Here is a 22,052-nt window from a genome sequence, read left to right on the forward strand (position 1 = left end):
ACCGGCGACCCGGACAAGCCGGACGTCGGTTTACCGCAGAGGATTTCGGGACACCCCAGGGGTACCGATCCGCCGGGCGCCACACCTTGGACGTGGGCACCGCGCAGGGTCGACAACCACGCGGCGACGCTGGTGGCGGCGTCCACGTGGTCGGCAGGCCCGACGAGATGCCTCACACCGGGGGGTGAGGTGCTGCCACTGTGACACCCACCGGCCCTTTCCGTGAAGGTGCCGTTATCAAGACGTTAGTTGCCCGCCACGTTGCCGATACTTGAGAAAAGATCACAAAGCGTACGGACGATAGGGCCCTGAACAGGCAAGACGGGCACATGGAGGTTGACGGGCATCCCTGCCGCCCGCATGCGCTGTGACGTGGACCGCGCCCGCTCCGGGCCGTCAACGGGCGCACGGCTGCGGCTTTTTTGTCCGTCCGGAGGATACCGACGTCGACTGTGCGGACAACAACGACCCCCCGGGGGGACGATGCCTCCCAGGGGGTCGCCGAGCGACGTGAGCTCAGACCAGGCGGCGGTCGGCAGCCCAGCGGGACAGCTCGTACCGGTTCGACATCTGGAGCTTGCGCAGGACGTTGGAGACGTGCGTCTCGACCGTCTTGATCGAGATGTACAGCTCCTTGGCGATCTCCTTGTAGGCGTACCCGCGGGCGAGCAGCCGGAGCACCTCGCGCTCCCGGTTGGTGAGCTGGTCCAGCTCGGGGTCGGCCACCGGCGCGTCCGGCCGGGACGCGAACGCGTCAAGCACGAACCCGGCCAGCCGGGGGCTGAACACGGCGTCCCCGTCGGCCACCCGGCGGATCGCGTCGGTCAGCTCCTCCGGGGAGATCGTCTTGGTGACGTAGCCCCGCGCGCCGGCCCGGATCAGCCCGATCACGTCCTCGGCGGCGTCGGACACGCTCAGCGCGAGGAACCGCACCTGTGGGTGGGTACGCCGCATCGCCTCCAGCACCGCGCGGCCGCCGCCGTCGGGCATGTGCACGTCGAGCAGCACCACGTCCGGCGCGGTGGCCGCGATCCGGGTCACCGCCTCGGCCACCGAGCTGGCCTCGCCGACCACCTCGACCCGCGCGCCCAGCTCGGCGCGCACGCCGGCCCGGAACATCGCGTGGTCGTCGACGAGGAAGACCCGCAGCGGCCCGCGCGGCGCCGTGCCCTCGACCGGTTCCTGCTCGGACATGTCACCTGTCCCTTTCCGCCGTGGAGCCGGAGCCGCTGATCGGCAGGATCAGCCGGACCTCGGTCCCTTCTCCCGGCTCGGACCGGATCTCCGCCCGGCCGCCGTGCCGCTTCATCCGCCCGATGATCGATCCTCGGACGCCGTGCCGGTGATTCTCCACCGTATCCGGGTCGAAGCCCTTGCCCCGGTCCCGGACGAAGACGCTCACCTGCTCCGGCTCCACCTCGGCGTAGAGCGACACGGTCTGCACACCGGCGTGCCGGGCCGCGTTGACCAGGGCCTCCCGGGCGGCGGCCACGAGCGCGCCGACCCGCTCGTCGGTCTCCCGGTCGCCGACGACCACCGCCTCGACAGTGATGGCGAACGTGTCCTCCACCTCGGCGGCGGCCTGCTCCAGCGCGGCCGCGAACCGCTCGGTCGGCGAGGCGGTCGGCTTGTAGAGCCAGTTGCGCAGCGAGCGCTCCTGGCCACGGGCCAGCCGCTGCACCGTCTTGACGTCGCTGGCGTTGCGCTGGATCAGGGCCAGCGTGTGCAGCACCTGGTCGTGGACCATGGCGGCCAGCTCGGCCCGCTCCTGCTCGCGGATGCGTCCCTCCCGCTCCGAGCGGAGCTGGTTCCAGGTCCGCCAGAGCACCGGGCCGGTCACCACGCCGACGCCGGCCAGCCCGACCAGCGCGAAGATCACGCCGTTGAGCACCGCGTCGAAGTTCTGCGCCGGCGAGTAGACGGCCGCCACGCCGATGATGCCGACCGCGACGAGCACGCCGCCGCCGATGAAGCGCAGCACGAACGCGCGCCGGTCGGTCTCCTCCACCACCGCGCCCAGCCAGGGCACCGCCGCGTCGCCCCACTGCCGGCGCCGCTCCGGCCCGGACTGGTGCCAGATGACGCCCGCGCCGACCGCGATGATCGCCACCAGCCAGCCGGCGGTGCCGGCCGCGCCCACCGAGTTGAAGGCGAAGACCTGCAACAGCAGTACGCCCAGCCCGATCGCCACGAACGGCAGCAGCTGGGCCAGGTCACGGCGCGGCGGGACGGCGGTGTCGCCGGGGCGGGGTGGCACCACCGCCCAGAATGCTGCGTAGAGCAGCAGCCCGAGGCCGCTGAGCCCGAGCAGGACCATGAACGCCATCCGCACCCGCAGCACCGGGATGCCCAGGTGCTCGGCGATGCCCGCGGCCACCCCGGCGGCCAGCCGGTGCTCGGTGGCCCGGTAGAGGCGCGGGGCGTGCGGGGCAGGGGTGCTGCTGATCGGAAACTCCCAGGTCGAGATGGAGAGGGCGGCGGCGCCGACGCTCAGATCGTCACACGGCGGCGACGTCCCGGACCACGGGGACGCCCCGGACTTTCGCCACCGGCGGATCTCAGGGTGGGGTCAGGGTCGGGTCCTGAGGCAGTCCGGGCGGCCGGGCAAGCAGTATCGGAGGCATGACCGAGGACGCTGCCCGTCCGCCCCGCCCCTGGGCGGCAGCACAGGACGCCCCGCCGCCGCCCCCACCGGGGTCGGCGCCCCCCACCGACCACGCGACCACGCCGCCCGGCGGCGGCGAGCCGTTCACCGGCCCGCCACCCGGGGGGTACGCCCCGCCGCCGGGTGCCGCCGGCTTCACCACCCGGTACGGGCTGGTGCGCCCCCGCGAGGGCCGCTACCTGGCCGGGGTGTGCGCCGCCATCGGCCGGGCCACGAACACCGACCCGGTGCTGTGGCGCGTGCTGCTGGCCGTGCTCGGCTTCTTCGGTGGCATCGGCATCATCGTGTACGTCGCCGGCTGGCTGATCATCCCCGGCGAGGGCGACACCGCCTCCCCGGTGGAGGCCATGCTCGGCCGCGGCCGGTCCAGCATGTCCCCGATCACCGTGATCGTGCTCGGCATCGTGGTGGCGCTCGGCTTCGCCTACGTCGTCACCGACGGGTTCCGGGCCATCCTGCTGGGCGCGGTGATCCTGATCGGCGGCGCGCTGCTGCTCAACCGCGAGCAGCGCGGCCCGGGGCAGCGGCCGGCTCAGCCGGCTCAGCCGGCACCGCCGCCCGGCCCGGTGCCGGGTCCGGTGCCGGGTCCGGTGCCGCCGGTGGCCTGGCCCGCGCCGCCGGCCCCCGGCGCGTGGACCGCGGGGGCCGCCGGGCCGCCGTGGACCGCCGCGCCGCCGGTCGGTACCACGCCACCGGTACGCCCCGGAGCAGCGTCGTACGCCGCCCACGCCGAGCCCGGCTACCCGCCGGCCGGCCGCACCGAGCCGGGCTATCCCCCGGCGCCCGCCTCCGAGCCCGGCTACCAACCGGCGTCCCCGTCCGGCCCGGGCCACCCGGCGACGCCGGGACGCGAGCCGGGCCTCCCGGAGGCCGGGACGAGCTACCCGACGCTCCCGGCGCCGGGCTGGCCCGCCGCGGCCGGCACCCGGCCGGGCTGGTCCGAGCCGACGACCGCCGCGATGCCCCCGGTGAGCGGTCCGGTCGCGGACACCGCCACCTGGCCGGCCTACGGCGCGGCGCCCTCCTGGCCGGGTGCGCCGGGCACCGGTGCCCCGCTGGGTGAGCCGGCCGCCGTGCCGCCCCCCGCGCCGGTGGGCTCGCCGCTGCCGCCCGGCGGATACCGCCCGCCGTTCGCCCCGCACGGCCCGTACGCCGGGTCGCCGCCCTCGCCACCGCCGGGCCGGCCGCCACGACCGCCGAAGCGGCCCAAGGAGCGGTCCCCGCTCGGCGCGATCACGTTCTCGCTGATCTTCCTGGCGCTGGGCGTGGTGGCCATGCTCGACCTGCTCGACGTCTTCCCGGTCGGCGCCGCCGGCTACTTCGCCGCGGTACTCGCCACCATCGGCCTCGGCCTGCTCGTGGGCACCTGGTTCGGCCGGGCCCGCTGGCTCATCGCCCTCGGCCTGGTGACCGCGGCGGCGCTCGGCATCGCCACCGTCGCCGAGTCCTACGACCGGGTGCGCGGCATCGACGGCAACGTCACCTGGGCGCCGACCGACCTGCGCGACCTGGCCGACCGGTACGAGAACAACCTCGGTGACGCCGTGCTCGACCTGCGTGGGATCAACTTCGACAAGCAGGACGTGCAGGTGACCCTCGACGTGAACCTCGGCAACGCCACAGTGGTCGTACCGCCGGACGTGGACGTGACAACCGTCGCCGAGGTGAACGCCGGTGACGCCTCGGTCTTCGGCAAGCGCAGCGGCGGGCTCGGCAACCGCCAGTGGGAGAGCACCGACACCGGCGCCGACGGCCCCGGCGGGGGCAAGCTGCGCCTCTACATCCACGTGAACGCCGGCAAGCTGGAGGTGACCCGATGAAGGCGCACCGCACCGACATCGTGTCGTTCGCTTTCGGACTCGTCTTCCTCGGCCTGTCCGTCTGGTGGCTGCTGGCCCGCATCCTCGGGCTGTCCGTACCTCCGGTCGGCTGGTTCCTGGCCGGCGGCCTGGTCCTGATCGGGTTGCTCGGGCTGATCGGCGCGCTGCGCTCGGGGCGGGCCGCGGAGCAGCCCGCGCCGCCGGAGGCGACGGTCTCCGCGCCGTACCGGGACGACAGCCCGGCCGGCGACGGCGAGACGACGTCCGACGTGGCCGACGAGTGGGCCACCGAGGCGACGACCGACGACGCGGGGCCCGCCACCCGCGAGATGCCGGCGGTGGACCCGCCGGCGGACGAGACACGCGAGGAACGGCGTACGCCGGGCGACCCGGCCTGACCGCGCCACTGCGGGGCCCTCGGAACGCGGCCTATGCTGGTCGGCGGAGATCTCGCCTCCGCCGGCCGGCCCGCGCACCCGACCACGCCGGAGCCGCCGGCCGGGTCGCCGGAGAGCCGCCGCCCGTCCGTCCGCTACCTCGTCAGGAGCCCGCCCGACATGACCCAGTCCCCCGCCGTGCGCGTCACCGGTCCCTCCGGTGCGGTCCGCATCGGCGAGCGCGCCGCCCGCACGCTCGTCAGCGAGTTCGCCCGGCGTAACGACCCGAAGGCCGGCCTGCTGGTCGGCGCGACTCCGGAGTCCGCGGTGCTGGCCGCGGCGATCGAGGCGCTGCTACCCGGCGACCGGCTCACAGTGGTGCCGGCGGAGGGCGCCGCGGCGGCCGCGCTGCGGGAGCACGTCACCGCGCAGGGCCGTTGGGTCGCCGACCGGGTACGGGTGGTCGACACCCTCGCCGAGGCGGACGCCGCCGCCGTGGTGGTCGTCGCCGAGCCGTTCACCGGCACCGCCGAACAGGCGCGTGCCGCTGTGGACGGGCTGACGAAATACCTGGCCGACGGCGCGGTGCTGAGCGTCGCCGCGCCGCTGTTCCGCACCGAGGGCGCGGACGGCGAACTGGACCGGCAGGGCGTGCTGCACGGCGTACGCACCGACCTGGTGCTGCGCAACACCCCGCCGGTACGCGTGCACCACCTGCGGTTCACCCCGGCGCCGGTCGCGCTCGCGGCCTCGCTGTCCCCGGCGTACCGGCCGTCGAGCGTGCCGCTGACCCGGGGCATGCACATCGACTCGAACGGGGTGGCCGCCGCCGGCATCACGCTCGGCCTGGCCGCCCTGGCCCGGGCCGCCCGCCCGAAGTCGAAGCTCTGGCTGCTTCCGGCGCTGGCCGCCGCGCCGGTGGCCGCGTTCTTCCGGGACCCGGAGCGGGACGTGCCGGAGGACCCGTCGGCAGTGGTCGCCTCGGCGGACGGCCAGGTGCTCTCCGTGCAGCGCCTGCAGGACGAGCGCTTCGGCGACGGCGAGTGGCTGCGGATCGCGGTGTTCCTGTCCGTGCTGGACGTGCACGTCAACCGCGCCCCGGTGGCCGGCAAGGTGGTGGACTACTTCGTCGCCGACGGCGGGTTCGTCAACGCCATGAAGCCTGATGCCGAGCACAACGTGGCGGCGTACACGGTGCTGGACACCGACCACGGCACCGTGGTCGTGGCGCAGCGCACCGGGCTGATCGCCCGCCGGATCGTGCAGCGGGCGCCGGTCGGTTCGCTGCTGGCCCGGGGTGAGCGCTTCGGCCTGATCCGGTTCGGCTCGCGTACCGACGTCTACCTGCCGGCCGACGCGGCGGACCCGCTGGTCGGTCCGGGCGACAAGGTGGTCGGCGGCGCGACGGTGATCGCCCGCTGGCGCTGAACGCCGGACACGAAGAAGGGGCGCCGCTGCGGCGGCGCCCCTTCTGTCGTTCTCGGATCAGGCGGTACGGCGCTGGTGCAGCCAGAGCAGCGGCCCGCTGACCAGGTAGCCCACCACCACGAGGGCGAACGTGAGCCGGATGTCGACGAGCGCGCCGATCACCGGGGCCAGCCAGAGCCACGGCGGCAGCTTCAGCAGCCGGGCGAGCTTGGCGTACGGGAAGCTCGACACCATGGCGAAGGCGAGCAGCGCCACGCCGGCCACCATCACCAGGCCGGGGACCGGCACGCCGATGGCCACGGTCAGGGCGAGCACTGCCGCCGCCATGGTGGTCGGCACACCGCAGAAGAAGCGGCCGTCCTTCGGCGAGACGTTGAACCGGGCGAGCCGGATCGCCGCGCAGGCGGCGACGAGCGCGCAGGAGACCGCGGCGGCCGCCGGGGGCACCGAACCGGCCAGCGAGGCGTAGACCACCACCGGCGCGGCGAGGCCGAAGGAGCACATGTCGGCGAGCGAGTCCATCTGCGCGCCGAACGGGCTGGCCACGCCGAGCTTGCGGGCCAGCGCGCCGTCGAGGCCGTCGAACGCGACGCACGCGATCAGGCAGATCGCGGCGATCTGCACGTCACCGCGCATGGCCAGGAAGATGGCCAGCATGCCGAGCATGAGGCTGCTCAGCGTGCACGCGTTGACGAGCGCGAACTTGACCCGGCGGGCGGCGGTGCGCTCACCCGGCAGGAGCGGGATCGACATCGCCGATGACTCGTCGTCGACCGGGGCGGCCGGGGCGAGCGCCGGGCTGACCGGGCGTACCACCTCGATGTCGGTGTCGAGCCGGCCGTAGCGGAGACGCTGGCGGTCTGCGTAACGGTGGTCGGGGGTGACCAGGTCGGTCCCCGGAACGGCCGCGCCGTCCCGGCGGCCCACCCGGACCAGCAGCACCTGGCGGGCGAACGTGCTGCTGCGGCGCAACCGGCCCGCCCAGCGACGCCCTGCGGGGCGCGGACTGTCAGTCGTACGACGCCGGCGCCATGGGGCTCTCGGCACGTTTCCTCCATCACCGGATCGGCTGGCCGCCCTCGACGGGGCGGGTGTCCGGCTGTCTCGTGCCGGACCTTTCGGGTCCGGCAGCCCTTTTGCGGAGTACACCATTGCACAGGGAACAGGGGCTTGGCGATAGCTGCCGGCGGTACTTATATCTCCCTTAACCGCACGAACCGCTCAATCATTCCCATCTCGGGCTTCAACGTCCGTTTTTGTCGGCCAACCCTTCCTTCCGACTGTACCGGAGGTCACCCAGGGCGGCTCGGCGAGCGATTCACCTCACCCGCTGCCCGGTGGCGCGGGCCGCCACATCGGTCATCGACAGGCCGCCGACCTGCTCCGGCGCGAACCAGGCCGCCCGGGCGGTGGAGCCACCGGCCAGCTCGGTCACCACCGCCTCGGTCGGCGCGTCCACGCGTACCCGGTAGATCACCCGGATGCCGTGCCAGTCCAGCGGCCGGCCCTCCGGGCCGAGCGCGGCCGGGTTGTGCAGGTTGTCCACCGCCATCAGGTCGACCACCCGGCCCAGCTGTCCGGCCTCCTCGACCAGCTCACGCAGCAGCCCGGTGGCCGGCTGCTCGCCGTGGTCGGTGCCGCCGCCGGGCAGGTGCCAGCGACCCGCGCCCGGGTAACCGTCGGCGATCATGGTGAGCAGCACCCGGTCGGCCGGATCGGTGACCAGCCCGTACGCGGCGAAGCGCTGCCGTCGGTCGACGGCCGGCCCGGCCGGGTCGACGGGCAGCCCGCGGGGCATGTCGGCCGGCAGCGGAGTCACCGGCAGGCCGAGCAGCTCGGCGGTGAACACCATCAGCGGGAGGCTCGCCGCCTCCTCCGGGGTGAACCAGCCCACCTCGTCGGTGCCGCCGGCGGGCTCGGGTCGCAGCCGCCCGCCGCGCGCCTCGACGTCGAAGATCAACCGGTCGGTGTGCATCGCGACGTTCTCGGCGCGGAACGCGGTCACGTCGGCGACGGCGGCCCGGATCGCGCCGGGCGCGACGGTCAGCCCGGTCTCCTCGGCGAACTCGCGGACCACCGCGTCGGCCGGGTGTTCCGCGTGCTCGACGCCGCCGCCGGGCAGCTGCCACACCCCCGGGTACGGGCACTTCGCCGAGCCACGCGCCAGCAGCACCCGCCCCTCGGAGTCCCGCAGCATCCCGTACGCCCCGACCCGCCGCTGCTGCTCCACCCGCACCACTCCCCCGCACCCGAGCGCCCCACTCCGTCGATCATGAGGTTAGCGGTACCGGGGCGGACATTTCCCGCCGTCAACTTCATGATCGCCGGAGTGGGGCGCGGGTGTGAGCGGGTCGGGTGGGTCTAGAGGAGATGGGCGGCCTGGACCGCCTCGGCGGTCACCTCGGTGAGGCGGTCGGTGGGCAGGGCGCCGAGTTCCTCGCGCCGGAACCAGCGGGCTTCGCAGGTGGAGCCGCCGACGTCGGCCACCGTGGGCGGCGCCGGCTGGTCGACCACAACCCGGTAGAAGGCGCGTACGCCGTGCCAGTCGATCGGGTAGCCCTCCGGGCCGAGCGAGGCGGCGTCCCGGTGGCTGGCCACGCCGAGCAGCTCGACCAGGCGGCCGGTCTGCCCGGTCTCCTCGACCAGCTCCCGGATCAGCGCCGCGCCCGGCTGCTCGCCGTAGTCGGTGCCGCCACCGGGCAGGTGCCAGCAACCGGCGCCCGGGTAGCCGTCGGACACCCGGGTCAGCAGCACGCGCTCCTCCGGGTCGGTCACCACCGCGTACGCGGCGAAGCGCTGCGCCCGGTGCAGCCCGTCCGGGCCGGGCACGGCGTAGAACGAGGGGAACTCGGGCACCTCCTCCGGCACGATGTCGTCGGTGGAGGTGGGCAGGCCCAGCGCACGCGCGGTGAACGACCGCAGCGGCAGCTCCCGGGCCTCGTCGAGGGTGAACCAGCGGGCCAGGTCGGTCGGGCGGTCGATCCGCTCGGTGAGCGTCCCGCCGCGTACCGAGACGGTGTAGAGGAGGCGGTCGGTGTGGATCGTGATGCGCCGCTCGGGCAGGGCCCGCATGTCGGCGAGCACGTCCTGGAGGCCGGCGACGGCGACCGAGAGCCCGGTCTCGGCCGCGGTCTCCCGGACGACTGTGTGCTTGGGGTCCTCACCGTGGTCGACCGCTCCTCCGGGGAGCGACCAGGTGCCGGGGGTGCCGGAGCGCTCCGATGCGCGGACCAGCAACACTCGGCCGTTTGAATCAGCACAAACTGCGTATGCCGCGATCCTGCGGAGCGGCTCCAGCGAGGTGGTCACGGGATCAAATTCTCCCCGGAGCGGGTTACCGGGATCGAAAAGAGTCAGATTCCTGACTCTTCGCTGGCGTCTCAGGGACGCATCAGGGTAGGGCTCCGGGCGGTCACCGAGGTCGCCCGCCTCGACGCGCGGGACCGTGGAGACATGACCTCTCCGAATCCCTCCCACGCCCCGTACAAGCAGCTTCGCCGCCCGATCAGCGACCGCATGATCGCCGGCGTGGCGAGCGGCCTCGGCCGCTACTTCGCCGCCGACCCCACACTGATCCGGGTGATCTTCGCGACCGCCACGGTGCTCACCGGCGGGCTCGCCGCGCTCGCGTACCCGATCATGTGGTTCCTGATGCCCGAGGAGCCGGCCGGCGCGCCCGCCTGGCCGCACCCGCCGGGCACCGCGCCCGGGTGGCCGCCGGTCCCGCCGACCGGGCCGGACGCCGGACCGCCGCCCGCGGCCTGAGCGGCGTCACTCCCACTCGATGGTGCCCGGCGGCTTGCTCGTCACGTCCAGGACCACGCGGTTGACCTCGGCGACCTCGTTGGTGATCCGGGTGGAGATCCGGGCCACCACGTCGTAGGGCAGCCGGGACCAGTCGGCGGTCATCGCGTCCTCGCTGGAGACCGGGCGCAGCACCACCGGGTGACCGTAGGTGCGCCCGTCACCCTGCACCCCGACGCTGCGGACGTCGGCCAGCAGCACCACCGGGAACTGCCAGACGCCCCGGTCCAGGCCGGCAGTGGTCAGCTCCTGCCGGGCGATCAGGTCGGCCTTGCGGAGCACGGCGAGACGCTCCTCGTCGACCGCGCCGATGATCCGGATGGCCAGGCCCGGGCCGGGGAACGGGTGCCGCCAGATCATCGCCTCGGGCAGGCCCAGCTCCAGGCCGATCGTGCGAACCTCGTCCTTGAACAGCGTGCGCAGCGGCTCGACCAGTGAGAACTTCAGGTCCTCGGGGAGGCCGCCGACGTTGTGGTGGCTCTTGATGTTGGCGGTGCCGGTGCCGCCGCCGGACTCCACCACGTCCGGGTAGAGCGTGCCCTGCACCAGGTATTCCACGTCGCCGTGCGCCGCGATCTCCCGGGCGGCGGCCTCGAAGACCCGGATGAACTCCCGGCCGATGATCTTGCGCTTCTGCTCCGGGTCGGTCACCCCGGCCAGCGCGCCTAGGAACCGCTCCCGGGCGTCGACCACCTTCAGCTTGATGCCGGTGGCGGCGACGTAGTCCTTCTCGACCTGCTCGGCCTCACCGGCCCGCAGCAGGCCGTGGTCCACGAACACGCAGGTGAGCTGGTCGCCCACGGCACGGTGCACGAGCGCCGCGGCGACCGCCGAGTCGACACCGCCGGAGAGGCCGCAGATGACCTCCTTGTCGCCGATCTGCTCGCGGATCCGGGCGACCTGCTCGTCGATGATGTTCGACGGCGTCCACGTCGGTTCGATGCCGGCGATGTCGTACAGGAAGCGGGTGAGCATCTCCTGGCCGTGTGCGGTGTGCCCGACCTCCGGGTGGAACTGCACGCCGGCGCGGCGGCCGGCCAGGTCCTCGAACGCGGCGACCGGGGCGCCCGCCGACTCGGCGGTGACGGTGAAGCCCTCCGGCGCCTCGGTGACGCAGTCGCCGTGGCTCATCCAGACCGGCAGGTCGGCCGGGAGGTCGCGCAGCAGCACGCCGGGCTCGGTCAGGCGCGGGCGCAGCGGGGTGCCGCCGTACTCGCGGTTGCCGGTGCGCGCGACGGTGCCACCGAGCGCCTGGGCCATGGCCTGGAAGCCGTAACAGATGCCGAAGACCGGCACGTCGGCGGTGAACACGCCGGCGTCGATCTGGGGCGCGTCCGGCGCGTACACGCTGGCCGGACCGCCGGACAGGATGATCGCGGCGGGGTTCTTCGCCAGCATCTCGGACACCGGCATGGAGTGCGGGACGATCTCCGAGTAGACCTTCGCCTCGCGGACGCGGCGCGCGATGAGCTGGGCGTACTGGGCTCCGAAGTCCACCACGAGGACGGGGCGAGGCGTGCTCATGTGCGCAAAGCCTACCGACAGTCACCGGGCGCGCGGACGCGCCCCGGCGGTGTGGCGGGGTGAATGTGTTAACAGGGGCCCCTTCCTCTACCGGAGGCGTTAAGAAGGGGCCCTTCCTTTCACCGCAGGGCGGCGGGGGCGTGCGCGGGGACGGCGGGCCGCCGCGGCGGGACCGGCGCGACCCGGGTGTACGGCGAGCCGAGCGCCGGACGCGGGTCCGCCTCGTCCTTGTTCGGCCAGTACGACATGGCCCGCTCGGCCTGCGCGGTGATCGTCAGCGACGGGTTGACGCCCAGGTTCGCCGAGACCGCCGCGCCGTCCACCACGTGCAGCCCCGGGTGGCCGTACACCCGGTGCCAGGGGTCGATGACGCCCTCGTCCGGGGAGGCGCCGATGACCGCGCCGCCGAGGATGTGCGCGGTGACCGGGATGTTGAACGGCTCGGTGACCGCCCCGCCCGGGGTGCCGCCGATCTCCTCGGCGAGCAGCCGGGCCGCCGTGTTGCCGGCCGGGATCCAGGTCGGGTTGGGCGCGCCGTGGCCGGGGCCGGAGACCAGCCGGCCCCGGCGGTAGCGGGTGGTCAGCGAGTTGTCGACCGACTGCATGACGAGCGCGATCACGGTGCGCTCGGACCAGCGGCGTACGGACAGCATCCGCGCCGCCAGCAGGGGCTGCCGGACGATGCTGCCCAGCCAGCGCCGGGCGCGGCGGGGACCGCCGTCGACGAGCAGCGACTGGAGCAGGCCCATCGCGTTGGAGCCCTTGCCGTACCGGACCGGCTCGATGTGGGTCTGCGGGTCGGGGTGGAACGAGCTGGTGATCGCCACCCCCTCGGTGAAGTCGACGCCGCGCTTCCGGGCCGCGCCGGGCGCCACCGAGGCGCCGAGGATGGCCTCGGAGTTGGTGCGGGTCAGCTCGCCGAGGCGGGGCGAGAGCGCCGGCAGCGCGCCGGTCGCCTTCATCTCGTGCAGCAGCCGCTGGGTGCCGAGCGCGCCGGCCGCGAAGACGACCTGGTCGGCGTGGATCACCTCGCGCCGCTTGCGCAGCCAGGCGCCGGTGCGTTCGGTGTGCACCGCGTAGCCGCCGGCCGGGTCGGGGCGGACGGCGGTCACGGTGGTCAGCGGGTGCACCTGCACGCCGAGGCGCTCGGCCAGCCAGAGGTAGTTCTTCACGAGCGTGTTCTTGGCGCCGTGCCGGCAGCCGGTCATGCACGATCCGCAGTGGCTGCACCCGGTGCGGTCCGGGCCGGCCCCGCCGAAGTACGGGTCGGCCACCCGCTCGCCCGGCCGCCCGATGTGCACGCCGACCGGCGTCGGGTGGTAGGTGTGCGCCACCCCCATCCGCTCGGCCACCGCGCGGACGGCCTGGTCCGCGCGGGTGTCGATCGGGTACGTGGTGACGCCGAGCATCCGCTTCGCCTGGTCGTAGTGGCGGGCCAGTTCGTCGCGCCAGTCGGTGATGTCGCGCCACTGCGGGTCGGCGTAGAACGCGTCGAGCGGCTCGTAGAGCGTGTTCGCGTAGACGAGCGAGCCGCCGCCCACCCCGGCGCCGGAGAGCACGAGCACGCCGCCGCCGGCCTTGCGGTCGGCCGAGCGCAGCAGCGTGATCCGCTGGAGCCCGAAGCAGCCGAGCCGGGGCGCCCAGAGGAACCGTCGCGCCCGCCAGGACGTACGCGGGAACTCGTCGTCGGCGAAGCGCCGCCCGGCCTCCAGGACGCCGACCGAGTAACCCTTCTCGGCCAGCCGCAGCGCGGTGACGCTGCCGCCGAACCCGGACCCGATGACGACCACGTCGTAGCGCATGGACGCATCATTACCGACGAGTAGCTATAGCGCCAACGAGACCTTTTCGCACATCATGCAGAGCGCTCGATCGCCGGGATTCCCACCACTGCAACCTCTGGGCCCTCCTGGCGCGTCGAATCACACGGGGAGGCACGAACGTGACGAGACGACGCCTGCTGGGCCTGGCCGCGCTGGTGGCCGCGCTGCTGGTCGCCACCGGAGCGGTGGTGACCACCCGGCTGGTGGCGAACCGTCCGGCCGCCCCGGCCGCCGGCCCGAGCACCACGCCACCGGCCTCGCCGACGCCCGCCCCGACCACCGCCAGCCCGACGCCGCCGCCCGGCGCCGACCTGAAAGGCCCGCTCAACCTGCTGCTCGTCGGCGTCGACACCCGGGTCAGCATCCCCGGCTGGGAGCCGCACGCCGACGCGGTGCTGCTGCTGCACGTACCCGCCGGGCTGGACCGGGCGTACCTGTTCTCGCTCCCCCGCGACCTGGTGGTGGACATCCCCGCCTACCCGAAGGCGCGCTACCCGGGCGGCCGGACCAAGCTCACCCACGCGATGAGCTACGGCAGCCGGGTGCCGGGCGACAAGGCCAACCCCAGCACCGCCCAGGGGTACGAGCTGCTGCGCACCACCGTCTCCCGCTACACCGGGCTGCGCATCGACGCCGGCGCGGTGATCACGTTCGGCGGCTTCGACAAGCTGGTGGACACGCTCGGTGGGGTCGACCTCTACGTGGACCAGCGGGTCGAGTCCCGGCACCGCCGCCCGGACGGCACCATGCGGACGCTGACCGGCGGCGGCTACACCGGGCCGCAGATGGTCTACGAGAAGGGCACCCGCCACCTGACCGGCTGGCAGGCGCTGGACTACGCGCGGCAGCGCTACACCGCGGGCGGCGACTACACCCGGCAGCGGCACCAGCAGCAACTGCTCCGGGCGCTGGCCCGCAAGATCGTCGACCAGGGCACCGCGCGCGACCCGCAGCGGGTCGAGCAGGTGGTCGCCGCGCTCGGCAAGACCCTGGTGTACGCCGGAGGCGGCCGCAACCTGGTCGACTTCGCGTACGCCCTCGGTGGCCTGCCCGCCGACCGGCTCACGCTCGTCGTGCTGCCCGGCGCCGGGGTGAGCAGCGGCGGCGCGTACCGGGGCGAGCAGCTCAAGCCGCTGGGCCGCGACTTCCTCACCGCGCTGCGCGACGGGCGGCCCGACGCCTTCCTGACCGCCCACCCGTCGCTGCGCGTCAAGAACTGAGGACCTACAGCGGTTTCGGGGCGGGCGGGCGCTCGGTGCCGTACAGCCACGGGTCGAAGACCTTCGCCAGCTTCTTGCCCGAGACCCGCTCGGCCAGCGCGACGAAGTCGGCTGTGGTGGCGTTGCCGTTCTTCCGCTCCGCCGCCCAGGTACGCAGGACGGTGAAGAACGCGGTGTCGCCCACCGCCACCCGCAGCGCGTGCACAGTCATCCCGCCCCGGTCGTAGACCGAGCGGCTGAACAGGTTCTCCACCCCCGGCTTGCCCGGCGGCGTCCGCCACACCTGCGAGCCGGCGTTCGCGTACTTCTGCTCGAACGTACGCTGCACGGTGGTCGAGCCGCTGTGCTCGGCCCACAGCCACTCGGCGTACGTGGCCAGCCCTTCGTTGAGCCAGATGTCCTGCCAGCGCTGGATCGACACGCTGTTGCCGTACCACTGGTGGGCCAGCTCGTGCGCGACCACGCCGGTGTTGTCGCCCTGCCGGAAGAAGCTGGCCGAGTAGACCGGACGGCTCTGCGTCTCCAGCGCGTACCGGATCCGGTCGTCGTCGATCACCACGCCGCCGTACGAGTCGAACGGGTACGGCCCGAAGACGCTCTCCAGGTAGTCGGCGACCTCGACGGTACGCGCGATCGACCGGTCCGGGGCGCCCTGGGGCAGCTGCGTGGTGACCGCGCTGTACACCGGCCGCCCCTTGTGCTCGCCGGTGGTGACCCGGAACTTCCCGATCGCCACGGTGGTCAGGTAGCTGGCCGCCGGCGCGCCCTCCGACCATTTCCAGGTGGTCCAGTCGCCGCTTGTCGACTTCCCCTTCGGCACGCCGTTGGAGACCGCCGTCAGTCCCTTCGGGACGGTGATCTCGAAGTCGTAGGTCGCCTTGTCCGACGGGTGGTCGTTCACCGGGAACCAGGTGCTCGCCGACTCCGGCTGACCGAGCGCGATCGCCCCGTCCGAGGTGTGCAGCCAGCCGCCCTCGCCCAGCGACTCGGTACGCAGCGGCTCCGGCCGCCCGTCGTACCGGATCTCGGCGGTGAACCCGTTGCCGGAGGTCAGCCCGGTGGCCGGGGTGACCACCAGTTCGTTGCCGGTACGGCTGTGCCGGGCGGCGGCGCCGTCCACAGTCACCGCGCGGACGGTCAGCCCGGCCAGGTCCAGGTTGAACGCGGACAGGTCGGCGGTCGCGGTGGCCCGCATCGTGGTGGTGCCGCTGAGCTTGTCCGTCTCCGGGTCGTAGCGCACCTTCACCGTGTAGTGCGCGACGTCGTAGCCACCGTTGCCGTAGCTCGGGAAGTAGGGGTCGCCCGCGCCGGCCGCGCCCGCCGCGAAGCTGCGCGTGGCCGCCGGGGCGGCAGTGGTGGGAGACGCCGGTCCCGGGTCCGGCTCGGCCGAGCCGCAGCCGGCCACCAGCAGCGTCGTGCAGGCCAGCAGCCCGAGCCGTCGTCGTCCGCCGCGCCGCGTCATCGCCTCGATCCCTCCGGGGTCCCGAACAGCGGCCCCGCCCACGGGCCGCTCCGCCCGCGGCAGCCTACCCAGCGGCGGTCACGCCCACGTCACGGCAGTCCCGGTGGCGTCGCGCCGACCAGCCAGGCGTCCAGCAGCGTCCGCAACGGCCGCCCCGACGTGCGTTCGGCGTACCCGACGAAGTCGGCGGTGGTGACGTTGCCGTTGCGGTGCTGCGCCAGCCAGCCGCGCAGCACCCGGTAGAACGTCTCGTCGCCGACCGCGCGGCGCAGCGCGTGCACCGCGAGCGCGCCCCGCTGGTAGACCGCGTCGCCGAACATCCCGGACCGGCCCGGGTCGACAGTGGGCTTCGACCAGTCGGTGTCCGCGTACCGCTCGGCGACCGTCTGCGCCACCGTCCGGCCGCCGTCGTGCTCGGCCCAGAGCCATTCGGCGTACGTGGCGAAGCCCTCGTTGAGCCAGATGTCGCTCCACCGGGCCACCGAGACGCTGTCGCCGAACCACTGGTGGGCCAGCTCGTGCGCGACCACCTCGGTGTTCGGGCGGTCGCCCCGGAAGAAGCCCGGCCCGTAGACCGGCCGGCTCTGCGTCTCCAGCGCGTACCGGATGCGCTCGTCGGCCACCACGATCCCGCCGTACGCCTCGAACGGGTACGGACCGAACCGCTCGGCCAGGAAGTCGGCGATCTCACCGGTGCGGGCCACCGACGCGGCGGCCGGCCCGTCCGCGGGCAGCGCCTCGGCGACGGCGGTGACCAGCGGCTTGCCCGCGTGCGTCCCGGTGCTGACCCGGTAGTCGCCGATCACCAGCGTGCTCAGGTAGCTGGCCATCGGCGCGCGCTCCGACCAGCGCCAGGTGGTCCAGCCGCCGCTTGACGTCTTGCCCTCCGGCACGCCGTTCGCGAGCGCGGCGAGCCCGTCCGGCACGGTGATCGTGAAGTCGTAGGTCGCCTTGTCCGACGGGTGGTCGTTGACCGGGTACCAGGTGCTCGCCGACTCCGGCTGGCCGAGCGCGATCGCGCCGTCCGGTGTGGCGTGGAAGCCGCCGTCGCCGAGTTCGGCGTTCGGCAGCGGTTGCGGCACCCCGCCGTACGTCACCTCGACGGTGAGCCGCTTCCCCGGCGGCAGCCCGCGCGGCGGGGTGACGATCAGCTCGGCGCCGTCGTGGCGGTGCTTCACCGCCTCCCCGTCCACCCGGACCCGCTCGACGTCCAGCCCGGCCAGGTCGAGCTGGAACCGGGACAGCGCACGGGTGGTGGTGGCGGTCAGCGTGGCGGTGCCGGCGAGCCTGTCGCCGGCCGGGTCGTAGCGCACGTCGAGCGCGTAGTGGCCCACGTCGTAGCCGCCGTTGCCGGCGCCCGGCACGTACGGGTCACCGGCGTCCGCCGCGCCCGGCCGGAACCCGTTTTCGTCGCCGCCCGTGCATCCGCTCACCGCGAGCGCCGCCACCAGCCCTGCCGCCCAGATCCGCCCCCGTCTCACCCGGCGAGCCTAGACGCGCGACGGCGCGGGCGGGGCCGGAACACGTCCGGGCCGCCGCCCGCGCCGTCATGCGGTGCTCAGCCGGTGCTCAGCGGTGCTCAGCGGTCGAGGACCAGCCCGACCTTCTGGAACTCCTTGAGGTCACGGTAGCCGCACTTGGCCATCGCGCGGCGCAGGCCGCCGAAGAGGTTGAGCTGGCCGTCCGGCTCGTCGGCCGGGCCGAACAGCAGCTTCTCCATCGAGCCGAGCGGCTCGCCGGCCACCTCGAACGCGCCCCGGGGCAGCGACGGGTGGCTGGCCGCGGAGTGCCACCAGGCGCCACCGGCCGGCGCCTCCTCGCAGAGCGACAGCGGCTCGCCGAGCATCACCGCGTCCGCGCCGCAGCCGAGTGCCTTGGCGATGTCGCCGGAGGTCTGCATGTCGCCGTCGGCGATCAGGTGCACGTACCGGCCGCCGGTCTCGTCCAGGTAGTCGCGGCGGGCAGCGGCGGCGTCGGCGATCGCGGTGGCCATCGGCACCCGGATGCCGAGCACCGACTCGGTGGTCGACCAGTCGTCGCCGCCGATGCCCACGATCACACCGGCCGCGCCGGTACGCATCAGGTGCAGCGCGGTCTTGTAGTCGGTGCAGCCGCCGACGATGACCGGCAGGTCGAGGTCGGCGATGAACTCCTTGAGGTTCAGCGGCTCGTCGGTGGTGGAGACGTGCTCGGCCGAGACGAGCGTGCCCTGGATGACCAGGATGTCCACGCCGGCGTCGAGGATCACCGGGGCCAGCGCGAGCGTGTGCTGCGGCGAGACCCGCACCGCCACCGTGCCGCCGCCCTCGCGCAGCTCGCGTACCCGCTCGGCGATCAGGTCGGGCCGGATCGGCTCGGCGTAGACCTCCTGGAGGCGCTTGGTCGCCCGCGCGTCCTCGCCGAGACCGGCCAGTTCCTCCAGCACCTTGGCCGGGTTCTCGTACCGGGTCCAGAGGCCCTCGACGTTGAGCACGCCGAGGCCGCCGAGCTGGCCCAGCCGGACCGCCGAGGCGGGGCTCATGGTCGCGTCCGAGGGGTGGCCGACGCAGGGGATGCCGAACTGGTACGCGTCGAGCTGCCACGCCGTGGAGACGTCGTCGACGTCCCGGGTGCGGCGGCTCGGCACGATGGCGATGTCGTCAAGGTGGTAGCCGCGCTGCGCGGTCTTGCCCAGCCCGATCTCGACCACGTCACGCATGAGGGACTCCAGGTGGTTGGGGGTGGTGGGTCAGCGGGAGTGGTAGTTGGGCGCCTCGACCGTCATCTGGATGTCGTGCGGGTGGCTCTCCTTGAGCCCGGCCGCGGTGATCCGGATGAGCTGGCCACGCCGGTGCAGCTCCGGGATGCTCTCCGCGCCCACGTACCCCATGGCGGCGCGGAGGCCGCCGATGAGCTGGTGGGCGACGGCGGACAGCGGACCCCGGTAGGGCACCTGGCCCTCGACGCCCTCCGGGACCAGCTTGTCCTCGGCGAGCACGTCCTGCTGGAAGTAACGGTCCTTGGAGTAGGACTTGCCCTGGCCACGCGACTGCATCGCGCCGAGCGAGCCCATCCCCCGGTACGCCTTGTACTGCTTGCCGTTGATGAAGATCAGCTCGCCGGGGCTCTCCTCGCAGCCGGCCAGCAGGCTGCCGAGCATCACCGTGTCGGCGCCCGCGACGAGCGCCTTGGCGATGTCGCCGGAGTATTGGATGCCGCCGTCGCCGATCACCGGCACGCCGGCCGGGCGTGCGGCCCGGGCCGCCTCCATGATCGCGGTGATCTGCGGTACGCCGACCCCGGCCACGATCCGGGTGGTGCAGATGGCGCCCGGGCCGACGCCCACCTTCACGCCGTCCGCGCCGGCCTCGACGAGCGCCTTCGCGCCCGCGTACGTGGCGATGTTGCCGCCCACGATGTCGATGCTGACGTCCCGCTTGAGCCGGGCCACCATCTCCAGCACGGCCCGCTGGTGCCCGTGCGCGGTGTCCACGATGACCACGTCCACGCCGGCGTCGACCAGGGCACGGGCCCGCTTGTAGCCGTCCTCGCCCACGCCCACCGCGGCGGCGACCCGGAGCCGGCCCGCGTCGTCCTTGGTCGCGTTCGGGTACTGCTCGCTCTTGGTGAAGTCCTTCACCGTGATCAGGCCGCGCAGCTTGCCGCCCGCGTCCACGATCGGCAGCTTCTCGATCTTGTGCTGGCGCAGCAGGCCGAGCGCGTCGTCCTTGCTCACCCCGACCGGGGCGGTGATCAGCGGAGTGCGCGTCATGATCTCGCGGACCGGCGTGGCCGGGTCGGAGACGAAGCGCATGTCGCGGTTGGTGACGATGCCGACCAGCTGGCCCTGCCCGTCGATCACCGGCACGCCGGAGATGCGGTAGCGACCGCAGAGCGCGTCGACCTCGCGCAGCGTGTCGTCCGGGCTGGCGGTCACCGGGTTGGTGATCATGCCGGACTCGGAGCGCTTCACCAGGTCGACCTGGAGCGCCTGGTCCTCCACCGACAGGTTGCGGTGCAGCACGCCGATGCCGCCCTGGCGGGCCATGGCGATCGCCATCCGCCCCTCGGTGACCGTGTCCATCGCGCTGGACAGCAGCGGCACGGTCAGCTCGATGTTGCGGGTCAGGCGGGTACGGGTGTTCACCCGGCTGGGTACGACGTCCGACTCGCCCGGCTGGAGCAGGACGTCGTCGAAGGTCAACCCGAGCGGTACCACCCGGGCCGAACCGGCCGGCAGCTCGGGCAGATGGCCACCCAGCTCCCCGCCGTCGGTGCCGGCCGGGATCTCGGTGCTGGGCGAATTCTCCACGATTGCTCCCCTGAGCTGGTCGATCGGGCTGCAGCGAGGCGGCGCGCGGGGGCACCGGCAGGCGCCTGGTGACGGCGCGTCGCCTCATCGTACCCACTGGCCCGTTCCCGTCCGGGCAGCGGCGGGCCCGGGGGTAGGCCGGGCCACAGCGCGGCCTGGGGCGGGCTTTCCGGCGGCCCGGGGACTACGGTGAGGGGGTGCACGACGAGCCCATCGACCCGTTCAACGGCGACCCCGCCGATCCGGCTGCCGGTCTGCACGATCCCGGCGACGACGACGCGCTCGACCCGCTGACCGACGTCGAACGCCAGGACGTGCTGGAGGACCTCGCCGATCTGGAGATCTACCAGGCGCTGCTCCAGCCGATCGGGGTGCGCGGCCTGGTGATCGAGTGCGAGGACTGCCGCGAGCCGCACTACTTCGACTGGGACCTGCTGCGCGGAAACCTGCGCCACCTGCTCAACTCGGGGCGCCCCCGGGTGCACGAACCGGCCTACGACCCGGACCCGGACCATTACGTGAGCTGGGACTACGCCCGTGGCTACGCCGACGGCGTGCACGACACGCTCACCGAGGGCACCGACGACTCCGCGTCGGAGTGACTCCGGCCCGGGTCAGGCGACCAGGCCGGCCCGGAATCCGGCCGCCACGGCGTGTGCCCGGTCCCGCGCCCCGAGCTTGCGGAACAACCGTCGGGCGTGCGTCTTGACCGTGTCCTCGGAGACGAACAACTCCCGCCCGATCTCCGCGTTGCTCTTGCCCTCGGCCATGCCGAGCAGCACCTGAAGCTCCCGCTCGGTCAGCCCGATGGCACCGCGCGGCGTCCGGGCCGGCCGCTGACCGGCGCCCGGGCGGGCCGCCTCCGCCGCGTCGGCCGCCGCCGGGTCCTCCGCGTCCTCACCCCGCTGCACCGGCACCACCGTGGGCAGGCCGGCCGCGTCCACCGGCGCCGCCGCCGGCCAGCCGGGCCCACCCGGGGTACGCCCCGCCGACCGGGCCGGACCGCCGACCGCTGCCGCGTCCCGGGCGGTGTCCGCCACCCGGTGCCTGTTGCTCCGCCCGGGAGCGGACAGCAGCAGCAGCGCCTTGGCGACCGCGCTGGTCAGATCGTGGTCGGCGTTCTGGATCAGGCCGCGCGCTCCGGCGCTGATGGTGGCCGCCGCCGACTCCGACTCCTCGGCCCCGAGCAGCAGCACCGCCGCCTGCGGCGCGCGGGCCAGCACCCGGCGCACGAAACCGGCGCTGTCCGGCCGGGTCAGCGCGGTGTCGGCGAGCACCACGTCCACCGGGCGCTCCGCGAGCCGCAACATCACCTCCGGATCGGAGACGGCCGTCCGGACGACGCCGGACAGCCCGAGCCGCGCCGCCGCGGAGGTCAGATGCTGGGCCGCCAATGGTGTCCGTACGCACACAAGAACACTACGCACAGTGGTCTCCTCTCCGACTCAGAGCAGACCATGCGGAGGTGGGCTCGGGAGGGGGTTCCGGGCAATCATCCGAACTTTTCCGACAGATGGGGCATATGCCACCGACTGTCCGAGGTTTTCGATCACAGATGTGTGAGGCGCGGACCGCTCGGGTACCGAGGGGTTCATCCGGAACCGGCATCCCGCGCGGACCGCCGCCCGGTAGCTGGCC

18 protein-coding genes are annotated in these 22,052 nt (G+C 73.7%); 6 read left to right on the forward strand and 12 right to left on the reverse strand.

Features of this window, described 5'->3' with window-relative positions:
• Positions 1-516: 516 nt before the first annotated feature.
• Entirely contained in the window at positions 517-1,194 is a 678-nt protein-coding gene (locus PVK74_RS17220; protein WP_030501521.1) for a response regulator, read from the reverse strand.
• 1 nt (position 1,195) lies between these two features.
• Positions 1,196-2,467: a PspC domain-containing protein gene (locus tag PVK74_RS17225; RefSeq protein WP_084213052.1), complete on the reverse strand. Its 1,272-nt coding sequence runs from the start codon at positions 2,465-2,467 to the stop codon at positions 1,196-1,198.
• A gap of 155 nt (positions 2,468-2,622) precedes the next feature.
• On the opposite strand from PVK74_RS17225, the gene PVK74_RS17230 reads away from it, so the two are divergent.
• The 3 genes from PVK74_RS17230 (at position 2,623) to PVK74_RS17240 (ending at position 6,290) form a co-directional block, all read left to right on the forward strand.
• On the forward strand, positions 2,623-4,485 hold the full coding sequence (locus PVK74_RS17230) for a PspC domain-containing protein (protein WP_274476786.1): 1,863 nt from the start codon (positions 2,623-2,625) through the stop codon (positions 4,483-4,485).
• A complete protein-coding gene (locus PVK74_RS17235) occupies positions 4,482-4,883 on the forward strand; it encodes a hypothetical protein (protein WP_043328346.1) in 402 nt (133 codons plus the stop codon). The genes PVK74_RS17230 and PVK74_RS17235 overlap by 4 nt, the downstream gene beginning before the upstream one ends.
• 159 nt (positions 4,884-5,042) lie before the next feature.
• Positions 5,043-6,290, forward strand: a complete 1,248-nt coding sequence (locus tag PVK74_RS17240) for a phosphatidylserine decarboxylase (RefSeq protein WP_043330939.1) — start codon at positions 5,043-5,045, stop codon at positions 6,288-6,290.
• A gap of 57 nt (positions 6,291-6,347) precedes the next feature.
• Here PVK74_RS17240 and PVK74_RS17245 read toward each other — a convergent pair whose 3' ends face one another.
• The 3 genes from PVK74_RS17245 to PVK74_RS17255 form a co-directional block, all read right to left on the reverse strand.
• Complete coding sequence (locus PVK74_RS17245) at positions 6,348-7,262, reverse strand: CDP-alcohol phosphatidyltransferase family protein (RefSeq protein WP_043328345.1); 915 nt, start codon at positions 7,260-7,262, stop codon at positions 6,348-6,350.
• 346 nt (positions 7,263-7,608) lie between these two features.
• Positions 7,609-8,487 (reverse strand): NUDIX hydrolase, encoded by an 879-nt coding sequence (locus tag PVK74_RS17250; RefSeq protein WP_247677217.1) that lies wholly within the window; start codon positions 8,485-8,487, stop codon positions 7,609-7,611.
• Positions 8,488-8,651: 164 nt separating this feature from the next.
• Complete coding sequence (locus tag PVK74_RS17255) at positions 8,652-9,599, reverse strand: NUDIX domain-containing protein (protein ID WP_043328344.1); 948 nt, start codon at positions 9,597-9,599, stop codon at positions 8,652-8,654.
• Positions 9,600-9,743: 144 nt separating this feature from the next.
• Between PVK74_RS17255 and PVK74_RS17260 the strand changes: the two genes are divergently transcribed.
• Positions 9,744-10,055, forward strand: coding sequence for a PspC domain-containing protein (locus PVK74_RS17260; protein ID WP_166456932.1), 312 nt, complete (start codon positions 9,744-9,746; stop codon positions 10,053-10,055).
• Between the two features lie 6 nt (positions 10,056-10,061).
• Here the strand turns inward: PVK74_RS17260 and guaA are convergent, their stop codons facing one another.
• Entirely contained in the window at positions 10,062-11,618 is a 1,557-nt protein-coding gene (guaA, locus tag PVK74_RS17265; protein ID WP_043328342.1) for a glutamine-hydrolyzing GMP synthase, read from the reverse strand.
• Between the two features lie 119 nt (positions 11,619-11,737).
• Positions 11,738-13,420 carry an FAD-dependent oxidoreductase gene (locus PVK74_RS17270; protein WP_274476787.1) on the reverse strand — a complete coding sequence of 561 codons (1,683 nt, stop codon included), beginning with the start codon at positions 13,418-13,420 and terminating at the stop codon, positions 11,738-11,740.
• A gap of 140 nt (positions 13,421-13,560) precedes the next feature.
• Here PVK74_RS17270 and PVK74_RS17275 point away from each other — a divergent pair, with 140 nt between their 5' ends.
• Positions 13,561-14,661, forward strand: a complete 1,101-nt coding sequence (locus PVK74_RS17275) for an LCP family protein (protein WP_274476788.1) — start codon at positions 13,561-13,563, stop codon at positions 14,659-14,661.
• A gap of 4 nt (positions 14,662-14,665) precedes the next feature.
• On the opposite strand, the gene PVK74_RS17280 is transcribed toward PVK74_RS17275, so the two are convergent.
• From PVK74_RS17280 to guaB, 4 genes are all read right to left on the reverse strand, one after another.
• The gene (locus PVK74_RS17280) at positions 14,666-16,123 is read right to left on the reverse strand and encodes a M1 family metallopeptidase (RefSeq protein ID WP_187694186.1); all 1,458 of its coding nucleotides are present in this window, start codon (positions 16,121-16,123) and stop codon (positions 14,666-14,668) included.
• A gap of 89 nt (positions 16,124-16,212) precedes the next feature.
• Entirely contained in the window at positions 16,213-17,604 is a 1,392-nt protein-coding gene (locus tag PVK74_RS17285) for a M1 family metallopeptidase (RefSeq protein WP_274476789.1), read from the reverse strand.
• Between the two features lie 98 nt (positions 17,605-17,702).
• On the reverse strand, positions 17,703-18,821 hold the full coding sequence (locus PVK74_RS17290) for a GuaB3 family IMP dehydrogenase-related protein (protein WP_043328337.1): 1,119 nt from the start codon (positions 18,819-18,821) through the stop codon (positions 17,703-17,705).
• Positions 18,822-18,851: 30 nt separating this feature from the next.
• Complete coding sequence (gene guaB / locus PVK74_RS17295; protein ID WP_064446576.1) at positions 18,852-20,414, reverse strand: IMP dehydrogenase; 1,563 nt, start codon at positions 20,412-20,414, stop codon at positions 18,852-18,854.
• 197 nt (positions 20,415-20,611) lie between these two features.
• Between guaB and PVK74_RS17300 the strand changes: the two genes are divergently transcribed.
• Positions 20,612-21,016: a DUF5319 domain-containing protein gene (locus PVK74_RS17300; protein ID WP_043328334.1), complete on the forward strand. Its 405-nt coding sequence runs from the start codon at positions 20,612-20,614 to the stop codon at positions 21,014-21,016.
• Between the two features lie 12 nt (positions 21,017-21,028).
• Here PVK74_RS17300 and PVK74_RS17305 read toward each other — a convergent pair whose 3' ends face one another.
• A complete protein-coding gene (locus tag PVK74_RS17305; protein ID WP_043328333.1) occupies positions 21,029-21,841 on the reverse strand; it encodes a helix-turn-helix transcriptional regulator in 813 nt (270 codons plus the stop codon).
• Between the last annotated feature and the right edge of the window lie 211 nt (positions 21,842-22,052).

The sequence above is a fragment of the Micromonospora chalcea genome (assembly GCF_028768405.1).
Classification (GTDB): domain Bacteria; phylum Actinomycetota; class Actinomycetes; order Mycobacteriales; family Micromonosporaceae; genus Micromonospora; species Micromonospora chalcea.